Below are 18,139 nucleotides of genomic sequence, written 5' to 3' on the forward strand. Positions count from 1 at the left end.
CCGCCACCGGCGGCTGCAGCGTCGGCGCCGAACACGTCGTCGGTGCCGTCGCTCAGCACGTTGCCGGTGGCGATGGCACCTTCGGCGACGCTGTTGGTGTTGGCGTGCGCCGTCGGCACGTCGTCGACGACGTCGATGGTGAGCGTATCGTTGGCGCTCTGGCCGTCCTGGTCGGTCAGCACCACTGCAAAGTTCTCGAACAGGCTGTTCTCGCCGAGGGCGGTGGGATGTGCCTCATTGTCGAGGAGCGTGTAGGTGTAGCTCACCTGACCTGTCGCGGCATCGTAGGCCGTCACAGCCAGCGTGTTGCCCTCCGGCGTCGTGAACGAGCCCGCCGTGAACACGCCATTGGTGATGAAGGCCTGACCACCGATCGTCAGCGAGGCAATGCCGTCGGGCGAGGAGATGGTGAAGGTGCCCGTACCGGTCTCGGCCGTGCTTGACGGGTTCGAGCCAGGCCCGCCCGGCGTCCCGACATTCAACGCCTCTTCATTCACCGTCACGTCGCCGCCACGGGCCTCCGGCGTCAGGTCGCTGATCACCGGCGGTGCATCGCCGATCGAGATTGTCAGTGTCGTGTGCGACAGGTCGCCGTCGCCATCCTTGATGGTGTAGGTGAACACGTCGTCGACGCCGCCGGGGGTGCCGGCATCGCGCGCATAGCTGTAGGTGCCGTCCGCGTTCAGCGTCAGCTTGCCGTAAGTCCCCTGGATCTGCACGCCAAGCGTACCAGCGTCGTCCAGATCGGAATTCGTCGTGCCGCTCGTGACCCCGACCACCGTCGCGCCATCGGCGCCCTGCGTGTCGGCCGCCCCGTCAGTCACGTTGACGTCAAGGCCGTCTGTCCCGCCAGCAAGCACATTACCCGTCGCGGGGCCGAACTGACCCGCCGCGATGCTGTCCGTGTCGGCAATCGTCGTCGGCGCGTCGTCGACGATGTTGATGGCCAGGTTGCCTGGCGCTGCCGGATCGCCGTCGGCGTCGGTCACCGCGACCGGGAGGTTTACGCTGGTGGCGTCGCCGGAGGTGTTGTCGATGAGCGTATAGGAATAGCTGATCGTGCCGAGGCCGGTCGCGGGATCATAGACATAGCTCGCTGTCAGCGAGCCGGTCGCGTCGGTGAAGGTCTGGGGCACACCGGTCAGCACATGGCCGCCCAGCGAGACTTCCGACACGCCGTCCGGCGAGCTGAAGCCGATCGTGCCAGAGGTCGTCTCCGAGGTCGCAGGCTCGTTCGAGCCTTGTGACTCGCCGCTGCGTGCCGGCAGGCCAGCCTCATAGACCGTGGTCGAGGCCACAGGATCAATCGAAGGGGTAGAGTCTTTCTCCCTGACGCCAATCGTCAGTTCCCGCGGCTCCAAACGGCCAAACTGCAAGGCCGTCGGCGGCAGCAACGCCGACAGATCGAATCCATTGCCGATCCCACCGACCGGAACCGCGAAGTTTCCGCCGGCGCTGCCCGGCGTCCCGTTTCCCGGCCCCGCCGAGATCGAGCCGTCGGCGCCGAACGCAATGTCGACATGGCTTGCTTCAAGCGCCGCCAGCAAGGCGACGCGCGGCACCTCAATGTCGCCGAGAATAAAGGTCGGCACGTTCAGGGCACCGTCCTTGATGACGACCACCGAGCCGTCTGGCTGTTCGAGCAGAAGGTTGCGGCCATCGACTCGGATATTGTCGATGGCGACGTTGGCCGGAAATCTCACGGTGTTGCTGGCGTCGGCCACATATTCATGCGGCGCCGCAGCCGCTGGTGCATTGGCCGCTGCCGGCGCTTCCGTTTGCACTGGTGCGCCGTTGCCCACATCCGCCGGCACCGGCTCGGCTGCTGCCGGCTGCTCGGTCGAGGCTGCTTGCGCGACCTGGATACCTGCCGCCGATGCCAGGCCGCCGTGTTCATTGGAAGCAGAATGTTCGTCCGAGGAACCTGAAACACTGTCCAATTCGGTAATGTTCGCCATAGCTGAAACCCCTCCGGTATTTCTCTGGAAGAGACAGCGGTCACCTCGGCTTTGCAACAGTCTGGTAATCTATTCCATATATCCTAATATGCATCTGCCACTATTTTTTACGCATGGTAAACCACATTTATATAACCCAATATATGTTGGTCGCCGCAGACCGATTTGCTGGCAATCCTTACGACAATGACGCGGAAGAATAAGTATAAATATATATAAAATTTTATACAAAACAGACGTAGCCCATTGCGACAATGTTATCTACCTTCCTTTCCAGTAATTTGAGACAAGATTGGTAGCGTCCACAGTCAAAGGTGGGCGTTATGAAAAAAGAAAAGGCTGGCCTGGCAACCGGGCTCAAAATGCTTTTGCTGGCGATCGGCCTTGTCGGCCTGTCGCAGCCGGCACTCGCGAATGCCATTGTGGCGGACGTCGCTGCGGCCGGTGCGCAGCTGGAAAAGGTGCAGGCGCCGCCATGCCTCGGCGGCGTTTCGCTGGCGAGATTTCAGCCTTGGCGGCCTGCTGAAGCTTACCGCACAGACATGTTTCCCGGCAGCTACGGGCCAGCCGTTGCTGATTACGGGGAGGCTCTTTCGACGTCGCGGGGCGATGTCGGCATAGATCCTGTGCAGACGGCGGCGATAATCCCCGGTGTGTTCGGATCGGTTGCCTTGTCGATGCGCAACTCTCCCGTCTCGGCGCGCTGGGCACCTGTCTACAGGGCCATCGCCGGCTGCTCTGCGAGCAGTGCGTGCGAGCGCAAGAGCGCTGCTTTTGCCGAGATCGTTAACGCTGTCAAAGGCCGGGGATTCAGCGACAAGCTGTCCTTCATCAACAGCAGCATAAACCGCGCGATTGCCTACAAGAAAGATAGCGCAGTTTACAGCAGGCTGGACTATTGGGCGAAGCCTTCGGAAATCCTCGAGCGGCGGGCTGGCGACTGTGAGGATTTTGCCATCCTCAAGATGGCGGCACTGCTGCGGGCCGGCATCCCGGCGCAGAGCATGTCGCTTGTTGTTCTCCAGGATCGCCGCAGAAAATTCTTTCATGCCGTGCTGTCGGTGAGTACGGACAGCGGCACATTCATCCTCGACAGTCTCAACAACACTGTTTTGAAAGACAGCGATCTCCCTGATTATCTGCCGCTGTATTCCTTCAGCACTGACCGGGCGTGGATCCATGGCGCAAAACCAGGGGGCGCGCAAATAGCCGACATCAAAGGCGCTTTCGCAACGGTTGCTCCTGGCGAAGGTTCGGAGCCGGATATGTCCCTGTGAACATTACGCGAAGCATCGTCAGCCAGGATTGAGCTGCACTTGCCCGGAGCGGCAGCTCTGTAATTAGCCGTTGACGAACGCCATCAGCAGCTCCGGTTCGGGTACGGGCGCCCGCACTGCATTCAATTGACCCCGATACCGACGTTCGCCGGCGCCGATGACGAAGCCGCTGGCGATCGGAACTTCGCCATTGGCATCGAGTCGGGCAAAAATGTCGACGACATTGAGATCCAGCGCCAGCTTGAGATCTTGTCGTGCATCATTGTTTGGTCCGATGGGCAACTGACGCTTGACCAATTGCTGGAACGGAGCATTGAAAGTCAGGATCTTCTTCGATGACGCCAAGGCAAAAGCGGGCGAGGGGCAGGCAACCAATATGGCATTGATCGTTCTGATCGATGCAAGCTTTCGTAGGATCAGGTTTTCATCCGCCAGCCCGAGTATGCAGGCCACCCGTATCGCCGACGTCAGATTACCAGCCTTGGTTTGATTTTTGGCGATCTCGTCGATCAGCATGCCGATCGTGCATTTCCTGTTTTCAGCCATCTGCTTCAGCGACATCCAGAAAGCCTTTTCCAGACGAATGCCGCGGCGTATGCCGCCACGCGCGACAACCCGGAACTCCAGCCCGAAATCCTCTCTGGTGATCGGCAGGAGCAACCGATCATGGGTGGTGGGAGGAGAGTTGGTGCTAGCGCTCACTCATGGCCTCCTGACGCGCCTTGTTGATCGGCTTCAAAAGGTAACTGAGGATCGTCTTGCGTCCTGTCTTGATGTCGACTGAACAGATCATGCCGGGGATGATCGAATAGGCCTTGCCGTCCCGTTCGAGGGTCGACTTGTCCGTCGCGACACGCACCTGGTAAAAGGGCTCACCCGTTTTCTCGTCGACCAGGCTGTCGGCGGTGATGTTGGAGACCTTGCCTTCGATGCCGCCGAAGATCGAGAAGTCGTAAGCGGTGACTTTTATCAGCGCCTCCTGGTCGGGACGAATGAAGGCGACATCGCGTGGCGAGACGCGCGCTTCGACCAGCAAGGTTTCGGAGGTGGGCACGATGCCTGCCACGACCGAGCCAGGCTGGACGAAGGCGCCAACCGTGTTTAGCTCCAGTGTATTGACGATGCCGTCCACCGGCGAACGGATATCGGTGCGCGCTACCTTGTCGGTGGCCCCACGAATGGTTTCGTCCACGACCGAAAGCTCGGCCAGCGCCTGCGTCAGTTCATCCAATGCTTCCTGCTGCAGCTGGAGGCCGAGCTCCTCAACCTGGAGTTGAGCTTCAGTGATCGTTGACCTGATCTTCTTGACTGTCTCGCCGGAAAGATTCAGCTGACCATTGAGCTCGGTTTGCTCCCGTTCGACCCGGATTTGCTCTGTCCTGGCCATCAGTCCCTTTTTGACCATTGATCCGACCAGTTTTGCCTCTTCGTCGCTAACGGCCAGATTCTTGGTGAGGCGTTCGGAATTGGCGGCTGCTTCGTCCAATTCCTTCTCGCGCTGGTCGAGGCGCGATTTGAGAACCGACAATTTATTGTCGAAGTTTTCGCGCCGGGCGATAAGGAGCTTCTGCTCATTGTCGCAGATTTGCGGAGCGATCGACTGAATGTCGGCCGGGCACGGAAAGGGCCCTGCGAGATTGCCGCTTTGTTCGTATTTGAGCCTTGCGATTCGCACTTCAAGCGCGCGTGACTTAGCCTGCTGCTCGCCAAGGCTGGACGTATTCAGCGTGTTGTCGAGGCGAATGATCAGGTCGTTTTTCCTGACGACCTGCCCAATCTTGACGGCGATTTCCTGGACGACGCCGGCTTCGCTGGCCTGTATGATTTGGGTCTTGGACGCCGGGATGACCTTGCCGTCGCCGCGTGCGATTTCATCGACTTCGGCAAAAGACGCCCAAGCAACAAAAACGACGAAGAGCGCTCCTATGATGAATATGGACGCCGACGCAAAAAGCGGCGGACGATCTTCTTTGGCAAGCATTTCCTTACGCCCCATTATATTGAACTCGCTCAATATAATCTACTTTTTATCAGCCACTTTTCTGCAGTGCTTTTACGACCTGTTCCTTTGGCCCGTCTGCCACTATCCTGCCTTGCTCGATAACGATAAGCCGATCCGCCAACTCAAGCATGCTGTAGCGGTGGGTCGACACGATCAGCGTCGTATTCCCGTCGAAAGCCACTTTGAGCTGTTTGATCAATTGTCGTTCCGAGGCGAGATCCATTGAGCCTGACGGCTCGTCCAGGAAGACGATTTTCGGCTTGGTCAGCAGCAGGCGCGCAATTGCCACCGTCTGTCGCTGCCCCCCCGAGAGATTGGTACCCCGCTCGCCGACATTCATGTCATAGCCGCGCGGGTGGCGAGAGACGAACTCGTCGACGCCGGCGGCCTTTGCGGCGTCGATGATTTCCTCATCGGTCGCTTCGGGGCACGCCATCAGGAGATTTTCCTTGATGGTGCCTGAAAACAGATCGCCGGCCTGGGCGACGATTCCTACCGCAGCGCGAACCTCCGACGGGTGGTATTGGCGGATGTCGATGCCGTCGAGCAAAAGTTCTCCCGAGGTCGGAAGGAAAAGCCTGCCGATCAGGCGACCCATCGTTGTCTTGCCGGACCCTATGCGGCCGATGATGCCGATCCGTTCTCCCGGTTTCACCGAAAAATTGAGGCCGGTCAGAACCTCGTTTTCCGAACCGGGATAGACGAACCCGACATTCCTGAACACCATCGCACCGTTGCGGATGGGGCGGTTGACGAAGCCCACCGTGTCCGGTCGATCTTCCGGTTGAGCCATGATCGAATTGATGATTCTCAACGAGAGCATGGCTTGCCGCAGTCTCGAAAGCGTGATGGCGATCTGGCCAAGCGGAGCAACCGCGCGGCTCGCCAGCATGACCGTGCCTATTATTGCTCCCGTAGAAATATCCCCTTCCGAGAAGGCATAGGCGCCGGCTACGACCAGGGCGACGGTCACAAGCTGCTGTATGGCCTGGGTGATGTTGCCGGCGGCGGCCGAAAGCTGCTTGATCTTTTCCGACGTGTTGGCAGCGTTCTTGGAATGCTCGCCCCATTTCCGCAGCAGATACGCTTCGGCCCGCAGCGATTTGATCGTCTCCAGCGTCGAAATGGATTCGACCAGCAAGGCCTGGCGCTGAGAAGCCTCGTTCATCGAGGCGGCGACTCGCTTGCCGATACGTCGCTGCGTGATCAGCCCGACGATGACCGACGCCACGAAGGCCAATGCCGGTATGACCACCAGCCAGCCGCCTATCGCATAGATGACCAGAATAAAGACGAACACAAAAGCCGTATCGATGAAGACGCTGATGGTGTTGGAGGTGAAGAACTCCCTCACGAACTCATATTGGGTCACGCGATTTGCGTATTCACCGGTCGAGCCAGGGCGCGCTGACAGAGACGAGTTGAGGACTTTTTCGAACAGAAGATATGATATTCGCAGATCTGCCTTGCGCCCGGCATAGTCGATGAGAGACGCCCTGGCGGTCTTCAAAAGCAGATCGAACAGAATGACGGCGCCGATGCCGATTGCCAGAACCCACAGCGTTGATATGGCCTTGTTCGGCAGGATTCTGTCGTAGACGTTCATGGTGAAGATCGGCGAGGCGATGGCCAGCAGATTGATGAATATCGCCGACAGGACCACTTTCGAATAGGTGCGCCAGAAGGCGCCCATCGTTCCCGTCAGCCAGTGACGCCTTTCTATCTTCGCCGCAGAACCGACCTTCATTCCTTCGGCGGCATTGGCATAGGTTATCGAAAAGGATACGCCGCCACTGATGAAACTGGCGGCAAGCTCGGATTTGGCGATGATCGTGCGGCCATCTTCCTGCGGGGCAGTCGTATATGCGCCGTCTTGCATCTCCGCCAGCAGGGCAACAGGCAACTGGCTGACGCGAAAGAGAATGGCGGGAAGATCGACACGACCGCGCAGAAAATCCCGGTGGCTGAATTCCTGGACCTCCAGACCGATCCGTTCGGCAAGATGCCTGATGTCCTCCACCTCTATTCGCGTCTCTGAAAGCGGAACCCCGGCGAACAGGACGGTTTCGGCGCTCGGCCTGCCGAGATATCCGGCAACAGCCGAAAAGCAGGCCTTGAATGCCTCTTTAGGGGAGAGGATGTTGGGTTGCTGATTCACGATCTGCCCGCAAGGACTCTCGATCGATCCTTAAACCAAGCTATTTTTTCCTGACCGGGGCGAGGATGTCGAAAGGCAGATCATTTTTCTGTTCCGACGGGGTGCGCGCATAGGTTTCGGTGTCAGCAGTCTCCGGCGTTGCAAACTCGCTCCTGGCATAAGCCGTCGCCTGTTTTGCCGGCTGAAGGTTCATCGTTTTCAGCAACTGCCCGGTCGCCGCCAACAGCCGATACTCCGCGAAAAGCGATGCGTAGGAGGCAGTATCCGCCAGCGCTGCTGTGTTGAACCGCGTATTTTGCGCGTCAAGCACGTCGAGCAGCGAACGCTGTCCGACCTTGAATTGCTCGCGGTAGGACGCGACGATTTTTACGCTCTCGGCAGCTTGCTGCCGCAGAGTCTTGGCAAGTTCGGCTTGCCGGAAACGGCGATCCCACGAGGTGCGGACGGCTTCCTCGATTTCCCGCAAGACCTGATTCAATACAAGTCGCTGTTCGCTGGTACGACGTATCTGTTCCTGTTCGTTGGCCTTGTCGATGCCGCCTCGGTAGAGATTCCAGCGCAGCACGAGTCGCGCCTCCAGGTCGCTGCCGTCCCCGTAGTCGCCATCAATGTCATAACCGGCTCTAGCGACGCCCTCGGCGACAATAGCGGGACCGAATTTTGCGCGGGCCGCATCCACGAGGGAAGCGGCGGCGTCGATATCGCTATTGGCCATGTGGACGCGTGGATTGTTCTCCCGAGCCAGTCCCAGTGCCTCATCAAGCGACCTCGGCAGCGCGCCGGCGACATCGCCCGGCCTGGAAGCGTTGGTCAGCGGTTTTCCCACGGTCTTGAAAAACCGTATCTTGGACTGCTCCAGCTCTTCGGAAGCTTCCTGCAAGCGTGCCTTGGCTGCTAAAAGCCGCTCCTGGGCTTGTTGGCCGTCGGCATCGTTCAACGCACCACCCGCGATGCCTTGCCGGATATCGCCGAGAATCCCCTGATGGAAGCCCAGGTTCTTTTTCGCCTCGGAAACGATCGAAGCCTGCAGCATATATTCCAGGTAATCCTGGACGACGGAGAGCCCGATAAATTCCGACCGCTCCAACACCCGGAACGAGGCTCCGTCGACCCGCGACGCCTGACGGTCCAACTCGGCCCGCCGGGCCCCGCTGTCGTAGAGCGTCTGCCTAACCACGACGCTTGCTTCTGTCGGATAGAGGGGATCATCCTCCAGGGAAAGCGCCCGCTGGGACGAATTGTCGAGGCGGCGAACACCCGCCGACCCTTCGAGGTCGATGCTGGGAAGATAAAGGCCCTTGGCCTGGCGCAACTCGAATTCGATTGCTTCGCGGTTTTCTATTGCTTGGCCGATCTCCGGATTGGACTCGACGGCGACGGCCATCGCTTCCTTAAGCGTGAGGGCACTAGCGCTCCCGCAAGCCAGCATCGAAAATGTGAAGAGCAGGCCAAGGCGCTTGCCAATGGCCACTTTGATTGTCGTATTCATGGTCTACCCCACCCACGCTTCTGCCCGGTACTTTTTGTATGGCCAAGCCTTCTCACCGAAGCTTTGACAAATTATCCAATAAATTCTTCGAATACGTGAGTGTTTATTGATTTAGCACCGGCTCTAAATAGGGTTTGGGCCATAAAGTTTCGGGGATGTATCAAAAATGGCACATAAAACGGGCGCTCGCTGCGGTTGCGGCAAGCGCCTGCGCCTGTGATCAATGCTGTTCGCCGCTTTCCTTAAGCCTCGCGCAATCTTTGCAGTCTATCCTGCTTGTCGATTGGCGAGGGAACATGATGCGCAAGCCGCTACTGCTTTTTGCCTTCCCGGCTCTCATTCTTCTGATTCTGGCAGGGGAGCGAGCAGCGACGTTCCTGCTCGGAACCTATCCGGCCAGCCCCGCTTTGTGGCGGATCTGGCTTGAACTGCGCCCGTTGTCGATGATGTTCTGGCAGCAGGTCGACCTCTATCTGAGCGGCTCGATGGCCCTTGATGCCGCCATCCTGACCGCCGCATCGATCGTCTGCTGGATGGCTTGCCGCACGCGAAAATCGGCCGCGTTCTTCTTCCTTGCCAACCACGCCGCTCTGCTTTTCGCCGGGTTGATGGTGGCTTCCAGCAGCCATTCTGAAACGGCGAGCACGATTGCGGCATTCGCCGCACCAAGCGGCCATCCGTTCTCGCTGATCCTCGATTTCACATGGCAAAACAGCCTGGTGCTGCTTCTGGGCACTGCGGCCTGCGCCTACTGTCATGTTGCGTTTCTCGGCGAAGCGCGACAGCGTTCCCGAGCGCTCGCCGTACGGATTTTTGCTCTGCAGCGGGATCTCTAATGCATGTCGCGCAAAAGTGCGCAGCGGTTTTGCGATAACGACATGCATAAGAACAAGAACTTAAAGCGCGTCGCATGAATCCATTCAAACGCGACGCGCTTTAGGACCCGGGGCACGCCGTGGTTTTTCACGAAATGGGCTTTCACGTAGCCGTCCAGGCTCACTGACGGCAACGGATAGTAGGTGACCGGGCACCATTGCCGCTTTCGGTCCGCCCCGGCCGGCCGGCATGGGCCTGTGGCCACGATGATGCCGTTGTGATCGCTAGCGATTGCGCCCGTAGCCCGGGAGAGGTGGCTTGGCTGCGATCGGATATAGAGAACATCCCAAAAATCGACATTGACAACATGGTAGCAGGTCGCAGCCGTCGCGCTCCCGATCGGCATTGCCAACAAGACGACGGCAGCTCGGCACGCAGCTGAACGCAAGAACCCGTCTCTCGATGTCTGTCGCTTCTAGTTGATTTTCTTGTAGTGGACCTTGCCGTCAGGCTGCACTATGCGCTGGTAGGACGAGTTTGGGGGAGGGGGCGCCGCCGCGATCCTCTTTTTGGGCGGGCGCGGCGCTTCGACGATACTGGGTTCGGTCGCTTCTTCGAGATCGGTGGCTGCTTCCGCCATGGTGCTGGTCGTGATCACGGAAGGCTCCGCGATGCTCGACATGTCGTCGTCACTGTCCAGGGGCAGCTCCTGTTCAAGCCGGGCAATGCTGCCTTTGACTTCGTTGAAGCTGCCCTGCAGTTGACCGTCCAGTTTTTCGAACCGGCTTTGAAAGCCGTTGTTGACCGTATCAAGCCGGGCTGCGATCCGTTGCTCGAACGATCCGAGCTGTTCCAGCCGCCGTTCGACAAGGCGCAGATCGTTGATGCCGCGGTAGAAATAGACCGCGGCCGTTATGTTCACCGCCGTGATCAGCAAGGCGCCGGCGGCGACAACGCCGATCATCCTCGCATTGCTCGGTTTCCCCACTGCAGCTTGCACTTCCGTGTGGGTTGCCGGCCCAATGTCGATTGCCGGCATATCCGGTTCGCTGATCATCGTCATTGGACCACCACCTTTGCGCCGACCGAGACGCGCTTGAAGAGATCGATCACATCAGTGTTGGTAAGACGGAAACATCCCGATGTTCCGTCGAAGCCGATGCCCTTGGGATCGTTGGTGCCGTGGATGCGGTAGAGCGTGTCGCGCCCGTCCCGCAGCAGATAGAGCGCCCTGGCGCCGAGTGGATTATAGGGACCGGCGGGCACCATTTCCGGCAGCTCCGGCTGGCGGGCGCGCATTTCCCTGGGCGGGCGCCATTCCGGCCATTCCGTTTTCGCCCCGACCTTGACGATGCCGGTCCAGCCAAAGCCGTCGCGCCCGACGCTGATCTGGTAGCGCAGCGCCTGGCCCTGCCGGGTCACCAGATAGAGCGCCTTCTCGTCCTTGCGGATGATGATCGTGCCGGGATGTTCCGCGGTTTGGAGAGCAACCGCCTTGCGCAGGCTGGGCCCCATTGCCGGCAGCGGCGGCCGGTCCGACAGCGCGGATCGGGCATGGGCGAATTCCCAGGCCGGCATCCCCAAGGCAAGACCGATGATGCAGGCGCCGGCAAGCCTCGGGACGATGCGGTGTCTACCGTGCAGCGTCATCGAGCCGCTCTTTGAACATCCGCTTCAGGTCCTTGTTGAAACGCGCCCGCCCGTCCACTTCGGATGGCAGGATGGCCCGGTTCAGCGCGTCGGTCAGCAGCGCATTGTCCAGGCCGACCGACTTGATGTGCGGCGCCTTGAAGATCTTCTCGAGTTCGCTGCGCGAAAAGTGGTTGCCGAACCATTTGCGCTTATGCTTGTTGGCGACCAGCGTGATGCTCACCGAATTGCCGCGCAGCTCGCGGATCTTCGTGTAAAGCCGCTTGCCTTGCCGCAGCGAGGCGACGTTGAGCTCGAAGACGATGAAGATCTCGTCGCTCGTCGAAAGCACGGAATTCTGCCAGGGGGTTTCGATATTCGGCAGGTCGATGACGATGTCGTCGAACCGGTAGGCGACGAGGTCCAGCAGCCGGAACACGAAATCGGCGCCCTGCGGCTCAAACGGCAGCTGCGGCCTCTCGAATGAATAGAGGGTCAGGCCGGACGGACGCGAAAGCCTGATGACGTCCATCAGTTCGACATCGAGCCTTTCCGGCTGGCCGATGATGCCGGCTAGGTCGAACTGGTTGAACAGGTTGAGATAGGCGCCGCAATTGGCGCTCTGGAAATCGAGGTCGACGAGGCAGGTCGAAGCCGCCCGTTCGGTGGATTTCGAGGCCAGGAATTCCGCCGCCGACAGAGCGATCGTCGTGGCGCCGGCGCCGCCGCTGGCGCTGATGAAAGTGATGATGCGGCTCTTGGTGCCCTGGTTGCCGGTGTCGTGGAAAGTGACCGCGTTCAGCAGCTCTTTGGCGTCGAGCGGCTTGTGCAGCCAGTCCGAAGCGTTCATGCGAACCAGGATGCGCGTCTGTTCGGAAGTCAATTCGTCGGAGACCGCGATCAGCGGCACGGTCGCCCATAGGGCGCGCGCCGCGACGATGCCGGGCTCGCCGAGCAGTTCGCCATTGGCCAGGTCGAGGATGACGATGCCCGGGCGCGTCTCAGGGGGCGGACCGTTGAGGAAGTCAGCCGTCTCGGAAATCCTGACATCGTAGATGGCCAGCGCGTCGAGCCGCGTCGCCACCTCGCGCTTGAACTGCGGATCCGACGAGAATAGGGCCACCTGCTTTCGTTTGGTCGGCAGAACCTTGGTGTTGATGGCGTTCATGGCGATGTGCTCTTCAGGTCTTCCCCCGTGACCGTGCTCAGCATGGAGGGCATGGTGATGTTCGCAAACCCCATCAGCCCTTGCAAAAAGAAGAACTGGAAGGTCCGGTTCTGAAGGCTGACGGCGATTGTCGGCACTGGCCCGCCCAGCCGAGTCTGGTAGCCCAGGCCGGTGGCGGAATAGGTGATGACGACGTCGTCGCGCCTGAGGCCAGGAAAGAAATGGCACATACCCGGCCGCTGGTCAGTCGCCAGCGCGGGACAGGTGTCGTCGTTAGTGATTGCCGTGTCGCCACGAAAAATGCGACTGAAATTGGCAGCATTGAATGTGCCGCCATTGCTGCAAGCCCCTGTGCCAGCAGTATAAGTGCAGGTGAATGGTCCGTAGGCCGCAGCGATGACCGGAGCGCCCGGTGTCGTTGTCGGTGCGGCTGTAGCTAGCGCGGTGGCAACCGGATCGGAAATCGAGGCCAGACGCGCGCCTAATTGGACGGCCTTGGTGGCGGCGTTCCACTGATAGAGGGCATAGCCGAAATCGACGAAACCAAGAGTGAGCGCAAACATAAGCGTCATTACGATGGCCATCTCCACCATCGCCGCGCCGTCTTCCGATTTTGCGAAACGCCTGATCATGATCAGAACCGGATCAACCGCTCCTCGTGAAAGCCGCTGAGCGTGATCGGGCCGATGCCGAGCAGCGACAGCATTCCGATGTCGTTGTAGTCCAACGTGCCTGCGGCCCGGACGATGCAGACCTGCGAGGTGGTGGAGCGATATTGGGTGACACCTGCGACCACGGCGTCATGGCACGAGCCTAAGGCGGCAATGGTCACGGTAACGTTTGCCTTCGGCCAGCCGGCGATGCGCGCATTCCCTGTCCCCGCAGCATTGCCGAACACCGCGATGTTTGTGGCAGTATCGGCGCAATTGATCGTCAGCCCGGCCTTGGTGTACAACTGACTGTTGCAGCGAGCGGCAAAGCGCGCGCCGTCCGAAAGCCCGGCCTCCATCAGCAGCTTTTTATGGATCAGATTGCCGAATTCGAACACGCCCGCCGTGAGGGGCACCATGAGCGGTAGTATCAGCGCCGTCTCGACAAGTGCTGTGCCGCGATGGTCGCGTCGAAATCTGTCGAGGTAACGGAACAGGGTTCTGATCATCGCCATCACCGATAAAGCTGGGCTTCGTCGCGAAGGAAATTGTCGAGCGTACCCTGGCCGGCACCCCCGGTTACGTCGACGAGTTCGACCATCACCGATGCATCTTCCGATGCTGACGGTACGGGTTCAGTGAGGAAGAAACTGCCGAAGGCTTCGACCGGCAGATTGGTGCTGTGGCCCGACAGGCCGTTGCCCGCAGCTTCGAGAGCATTGCAGTTCAGGATAGCGCCATAAATCAAACGACGATCAACTGTCGTGACAGGCGGTTGGCAAGCTGCGGGCGGCGTTCCGATCTCTCCACCGGTCGACGCGGTGCCCACCAACCCGGCCGATATCTCGTAACGGTAGACCTCATAACGCGTCGGTTTGGTCGTATCCCATGACGATGGATAGGTAGCTGAACCGAAGTTGGTGCTCCAATAGCCGGAAAAATTCCAATCTCCGTCGCCCATCCTGCCGCCCAGATACGGGGTTGTCGCATCGCGCGGAAGGCCCATCGTTCCAGCTTCGGTGAATGAAAGTTTGTTCATGGAAGGGCATTGATTGGCGCTGCCTGTGGTCTGTATCGCCCCTTTTCGGACATTGGCGGCGGGACCGTACTCTGGGCTGTTGAAGTGATTGCCGCTGGCTCCAATCCCGAAACGAACATTGAAGGCGTCTTGCACCGGGCCGGCGTTCTGACCGGTCTTTGTCGTTACGTTCGCGGAATTGTAGCAGCCGATTGGCGTCGATGTTGCGATCGTCTGAGCCAGTGCTTGGGCACCATTTCCCACATTTGGCGGAGGCTCGAGGAAGCCGAAGTTGCCCGGGCCGGCCGCAGCCCCATTTCCGACCTTCCTCAGTTCGATAAGCCGGCGACGCACGGCCGGATCGGAAACGGCCTGCTCAAGCGTATAACCCCCGGCATTGTTTGTCCCGTTCACCATCTCATAGGGGTTGCACATGAAGACCGGTGTAAAATCGCACACACCGGAGGTGAACCCCGCGACAGCGACGGCACCTATGGTCCAAGAGTTGCTGGTGCCGGATGATAGAATCGAGGCGGGAAAGATCGCGGCGAACCCTTGGGGAACGACCGTCACCTGGATGAACCGCGTTTCCGCCTCTCCGAAAGCCTGGTTGGCATCAGCACGATAGGTGGCCAGATTGGCGGTTGTAATCCTGGTTCCGTCGTTGGCGGGGATCGCTTTGAGAAAGCACCAGGAAATGGCGCCAGCACTGTTGCAGGGTTGTGAGCCTCCTGGCTGACCGGAGGTCAGGGTGAACCTGCCTGCCGTGGAGAAATTGCTTTCGTTGTCTATGAGCATCGCCATGGCGCGTTCGGCTCGTGCCCAGGAACCGCTGCTTCCGTCCAGTTCCGCCGCCGCGGCTAGCGCAAAGCTGTCGGCCCCCTTCTGCAAATTATTGTGTAAGTTGTTGACCCGGCTCATGTCGATCGCCAGCAGGGAAAAGCCGATGATTGCCGGCAGCATGATGCTGACCAGTATCAGCGCTATTCCCCTCTGATCGTGCCAGAACGCGCGAACAATCCGCAGCATGGCCTTACTCTTAGCTCCCCTGACGCCAGTCGCTTTGCCTGACGCTGAACCCGCACCCTTCTATTCAACCCCGGTGTTGCCGACATTGACCGTGATGGCCGGCGGCGGCGGTGGCGGTGGTGGAAATTTGTAACTCTGGGCAACAGCGGCAGCGCGAGCACCGTCGCCTTCGATCGCCGTGTTCTTCGACGCCGGATTGAGCGGATCGACCGTCTGCAGCAGCGAATTGTACTTCTGCGTGTCGCCGGCAGCCAGTGTCACCGTTTCGTAATTGTTCAGGTAGTCGGCGGCGCAGCCCGTCAAAGCGCCGGCGCACAAAAGAAGGATCAAGGCGCTATTTCTTGACATAGATCATCTTGTCCTTGGATTTCAGGTCGAGCATGTGGCCGTAGGGGCCGACGACGCCTTCGCCCAGTTCATATTTGCGCACCATGTCCTTGGTCACTTCGAGCTGACCGAGGATGAAGAACTCCGGGTCGTTGGCGGGCCGTGTCTTGTCGAACGGCGTCGCCAGCTGCTCGCTAGGCTTTACCGGCCGCACGATACGCGGCGTGACGATCACGACCAGTTCGGTCTCTTCCTTCTGGTTGCTCGAATTCCGGAACAGCGTCCCAACGATCGGCACCTGGCCGAGCCACGGCACCTGCCTCTGGATCTTGGTGTTCTTGCTGGACAAAAGCCCGCCGACCGCGAAGCTCTGGCCGTCGCGCAACTCGACGACGGTAGACAGCTTGCGGTTGGTGAAGATCGGGTCGCCGGCGACGGTGAAACCGGTGAGGTCGCTGACTTCCGGCGCCAGCCTGATGTTGATCTTGTCGTTGTTGAGCACGACCGGCGTGAACAGCAGATTGACGCCGAACTGCTTGTACTCAATGCTGATCTCGCCATCCTCGTTCAGGGTGCGGATAGGCACTTCGCCGCCGGCATTGAAGCTGGCCAGCTCACCGGAAAGAGTGGTGAGGTTGGGTTCGGCAAGGGTGCGCACCACGCCCTTGGCCTCGAGCGCCTCAATGATCAGGTCGACCTTGATGTTGCTGTCGATGACGCGGGTGATCAGCGCCGCGAACGGGTTGGTGTTCGAAAGAAGGCCGGTAAGCAGATTGCCCGGCCCCAGCACCACACCGTCTTCGTCGACGGCGGCTATGCCCGTTGCGGTGCGGGTCGTGCCGCTGCCGTTGGTGCTCCTGATTGAGACGCCAAGATCGCGGCCGGCGTTGCGCTTGGCCTCAAGCACGCGCACTTCGAGGTTTACTTGCTGGCTGTCGTCGACGGTCACGGCGTTTATGATCGCGTCGGGGCCATATTGCTGGGCAACCTCCATGATCGCCGCCAGCGTCGCGCCGTCCTTGACATGGCCGCCAAGCCTGACCTTGCCGTTGATCGAACCGATATCGATGCGCGCCGTGGGCGCGACCTGCCGGATCGCTTGCGCCATGTCGCTCACATCGACGCCGACCTCGATCTGGATCACGCCAAGCGAGCGCTTGTCTTCTGAAAACAGGTTGACGGTGGTGGTGCCGGCGCTCTTGCCTATGACATAGAGCGTCCGGTCGGTCATTGGCTGGGCATCGGCGATCTTCTCGTCGCCGACGACGATATCGCCGAGAGTGGCGTTCACCTGGATCGTCACCGACTGCGACATCGGCAGGAAAATGCGGTGGACGCTGGGGTTCGATACATCGATCCTGCGATCGGCTGCATGAGCAGCAAGGTCGATCGGCAGTAAAATGACCGAACAGGCCAGCGCGGCAGCCGCCAGTGGTCCCCGGAACATACGCATCTAGACTACCCCCCTTGCCGAATCGTTCGACAATACCCTAGCGTTATTTTTGTCGCGGCACGTCGTAGGATTCGAGCTTCACACCCCTAAAGACGCCGATCGTCGCACGCGCCGGCGGCTCCGGCTGCACATATTTGATGACTTCCTTAACCACTTCTTGCACCTGGGGTGCTGAGGCCACTGCTGGAGCAGGTTTTGCGCTGCTCAACAGGTCGAGCCTGCTTCCCACCTTCTCCACGGCCTGGGTGAGCCCATTGATCTTGTCGTCTGCGCGCTTGCGCTCGGCCGCGGCCTCAGCCTCGGCTATTGCCTGCTTGGCGAGTTCGGCCTGCCTGGCGGCAACATCGGCGGGCGTGTCGCCGGTCAAGTCCGACAGCGTCACGCGTTCGGTCGTCTCGCCGCTGCTGGCGGCGGCCTGGCGAAGCGCCAGTGAGAGCTGGCCGGCGCCGGCGGCAAGCGTAAGCTTCTGCGCGTCCCTGGTGCTGGCTTCAAGTGTGACGGACTTCACCACCGTCGGGCTTTCCTTGCTTTCGTCGGCGACCTGGTCGACGGCGAGCACCTTCATGCTCTGGAGCAGCACGTCGACAAAACTCTTGTCCGGGCCACCATCGCCGCGCACTGTGCGCGTCAGCAGCACGTCGACCCGGTCGCCGGGAAAGACAAATCCGGCGACGCCGAGCACGTCGTTGACCCTGATAGAAACGGCTTTCATGCCTTCGCCGAGCACTGCAGAAAGCGTGGCGCGCTGGCCGGGGCCGGTGATCTTGGTAGCTAAAAGAGGCTCGTTGGCGCCGATCGCCTGCAGCGCCTGCTTGGTGCCTTCGCCGGCCAGGGCCTCTTTCGTCGTCTTGAAGGCGCCGGCCGGAACCGCACCCGCCGGCCAGGCGATTTCGCGCAGCTTGTCGGCGGTGAGAGTATCGCCGAACTTCAGCGCCACCGCCGCCACCACGACTGTATCGCGCTGGACACCGTTAGCCTCTGCCATGGCGTTGCGTTGGCTGGCCAGCCAGATATTGATGAGAACGACCGCAAGCACGCCAAATACACCGGCGAGCACGATCATGATAAGTGTATTGGCGCGCATGAACCCCAAGCCCCAAGCCCATAATGCGGGAATTCGCCCGCCGCGATTGGACTCAGGCCCGGATCGAACAAATCCGGGCCT

At 60.1% G+C, this 18,139-nt stretch carries 16 protein-coding genes; 2 read left to right on the forward strand and 14 right to left on the reverse strand.

Annotated elements, in window-relative coordinates; all coding sequences use genetic code 11:
* Positions 1-1,958 (reverse strand): Ig-like domain-containing protein (locus tag AC0L3L_RS05820; RefSeq protein WP_473636876.1); only part of this gene is annotated, 1,958 nt, incomplete at its 3' end.
* Between the two features lie 323 nt (positions 1,959-2,281).
* On the opposite strand from AC0L3L_RS05820, the gene AC0L3L_RS05825 reads away from it, so the two are divergent.
* Entirely contained in the window at positions 2,282-3,235 is a 954-nt protein-coding gene (locus tag AC0L3L_RS05825; RefSeq protein WP_473636877.1) for a transglutaminase-like cysteine peptidase, read from the forward strand.
* Between the two features lie 63 nt (positions 3,236-3,298).
* Here the strand turns inward: AC0L3L_RS05825 and AC0L3L_RS05830 are convergent, their stop codons facing one another.
* Genes AC0L3L_RS05830 through AC0L3L_RS05845 form a run of 4 tightly spaced genes read right to left on the reverse strand, consistent with a single transcriptional unit; the run spans position 3,299 to position 8,884 of the window.
* Positions 3,299-3,895 (reverse strand): ribbon-helix-helix domain-containing protein, encoded by a 597-nt coding sequence (locus tag AC0L3L_RS05830; RefSeq protein ID WP_473636878.1) that lies wholly within the window; start codon positions 3,893-3,895, stop codon positions 3,299-3,301.
* A gap of 31 nt (positions 3,896-3,926) precedes the next feature.
* A complete protein-coding gene (locus tag AC0L3L_RS05835; protein WP_473636879.1) occupies positions 3,927-5,216 on the reverse strand; it encodes an HlyD family type I secretion periplasmic adaptor subunit in 1,290 nt (429 codons plus the stop codon).
* A gap of 49 nt (positions 5,217-5,265) precedes the next feature.
* Positions 5,266-7,395 carry a type I secretion system permease/ATPase gene (locus AC0L3L_RS05840; RefSeq protein ID WP_473636880.1) on the reverse strand — a complete coding sequence of 710 codons (2,130 nt, stop codon included), beginning with the start codon at positions 7,393-7,395 and terminating at the stop codon, positions 5,266-5,268.
* Positions 7,396-7,435: 40 nt separating this feature from the next.
* The gene (locus tag AC0L3L_RS05845; RefSeq protein WP_473636881.1) at positions 7,436-8,884 is read right to left on the reverse strand and encodes a TolC family protein; all 1,449 of its coding nucleotides are present in this window, start codon (positions 8,882-8,884) and stop codon (positions 7,436-7,438) included.
* Between the two features lie 296 nt (positions 8,885-9,180).
* Here AC0L3L_RS05845 and AC0L3L_RS05850 point away from each other — a divergent pair, with 296 nt between their 5' ends.
* Complete coding sequence (locus AC0L3L_RS05850) at positions 9,181-9,720, forward strand: hypothetical protein (protein ID WP_473636882.1); 540 nt, start codon at positions 9,181-9,183, stop codon at positions 9,718-9,720.
* Positions 9,721-10,175: 455 nt separating this feature from the next.
* Here the strand turns inward: AC0L3L_RS05850 and AC0L3L_RS05855 are convergent, their stop codons facing one another.
* The 9 genes from AC0L3L_RS05855 to cpaB are packed head-to-tail and all read right to left on the reverse strand — an operon-like array spanning position 10,176 to position 18,058.
* Complete coding sequence (locus AC0L3L_RS05855; RefSeq protein WP_473636883.1) at positions 10,176-10,757, reverse strand: hypothetical protein; 582 nt, start codon at positions 10,755-10,757, stop codon at positions 10,176-10,178.
* Positions 10,758-10,759: 2 nt separating this feature from the next.
* Positions 10,760-11,350, reverse strand: coding sequence for a L,D-transpeptidase (locus tag AC0L3L_RS05860; RefSeq protein ID WP_473636884.1), 591 nt, complete (start codon positions 11,348-11,350; stop codon positions 10,760-10,762).
* Positions 11,334-12,497 carry a CpaE/TadZ family protein gene (locus AC0L3L_RS05865; RefSeq protein WP_473636885.1) on the reverse strand — a complete coding sequence of 388 codons (1,164 nt, stop codon included), beginning with the start codon at positions 12,495-12,497 and terminating at the stop codon, positions 11,334-11,336. The genes AC0L3L_RS05860 and AC0L3L_RS05865 overlap by 17 nt, the downstream gene beginning before the upstream one ends.
* The gene (locus tag AC0L3L_RS05870; protein ID WP_473636886.1) at positions 12,494-13,090 is read right to left on the reverse strand and encodes a TadE family protein; all 597 of its coding nucleotides are present in this window, start codon (positions 13,088-13,090) and stop codon (positions 12,494-12,496) included. Before AC0L3L_RS05870 ends, AC0L3L_RS05865 begins: the two co-directional genes overlap by 4 nt.
* A 41-nt stretch (positions 13,091-13,131) precedes the next feature.
* The gene (locus tag AC0L3L_RS05875; protein ID WP_473636887.1) at positions 13,132-13,656 is read right to left on the reverse strand and encodes a TadE/TadG family type IV pilus assembly protein; all 525 of its coding nucleotides are present in this window, start codon (positions 13,654-13,656) and stop codon (positions 13,132-13,134) included.
* 5 nt (positions 13,657-13,661) lie between these two features.
* Positions 13,662-15,194, reverse strand: coding sequence for a TadE/TadG family type IV pilus assembly protein (locus AC0L3L_RS05880; RefSeq protein ID WP_473636888.1), 1,533 nt, complete (start codon positions 15,192-15,194; stop codon positions 13,662-13,664).
* Positions 15,195-15,254: 60 nt separating this feature from the next.
* Positions 15,255-15,524, reverse strand: coding sequence for a hypothetical protein (locus tag AC0L3L_RS05885; protein WP_473636889.1), 270 nt, complete (start codon positions 15,522-15,524; stop codon positions 15,255-15,257).
* A gap of 4 nt (positions 15,525-15,528) precedes the next feature.
* Positions 15,529-16,974 (reverse strand): type II and III secretion system protein family protein, encoded by a 1,446-nt coding sequence (locus tag AC0L3L_RS05890; protein ID WP_473636890.1) that lies wholly within the window; start codon positions 16,972-16,974, stop codon positions 15,529-15,531.
* 43 nt (positions 16,975-17,017) lie between these two features.
* A complete protein-coding gene (cpaB, locus tag AC0L3L_RS05895; protein WP_473636891.1) occupies positions 17,018-18,058 on the reverse strand; it encodes a Flp pilus assembly protein CpaB in 1,041 nt (346 codons plus the stop codon).
* Positions 18,059-18,139: the final 81 nt, after the last annotated feature.

The sequence above is a fragment of the Mesorhizobium sp. WSM4849 genome, assembly GCF_055811385.1.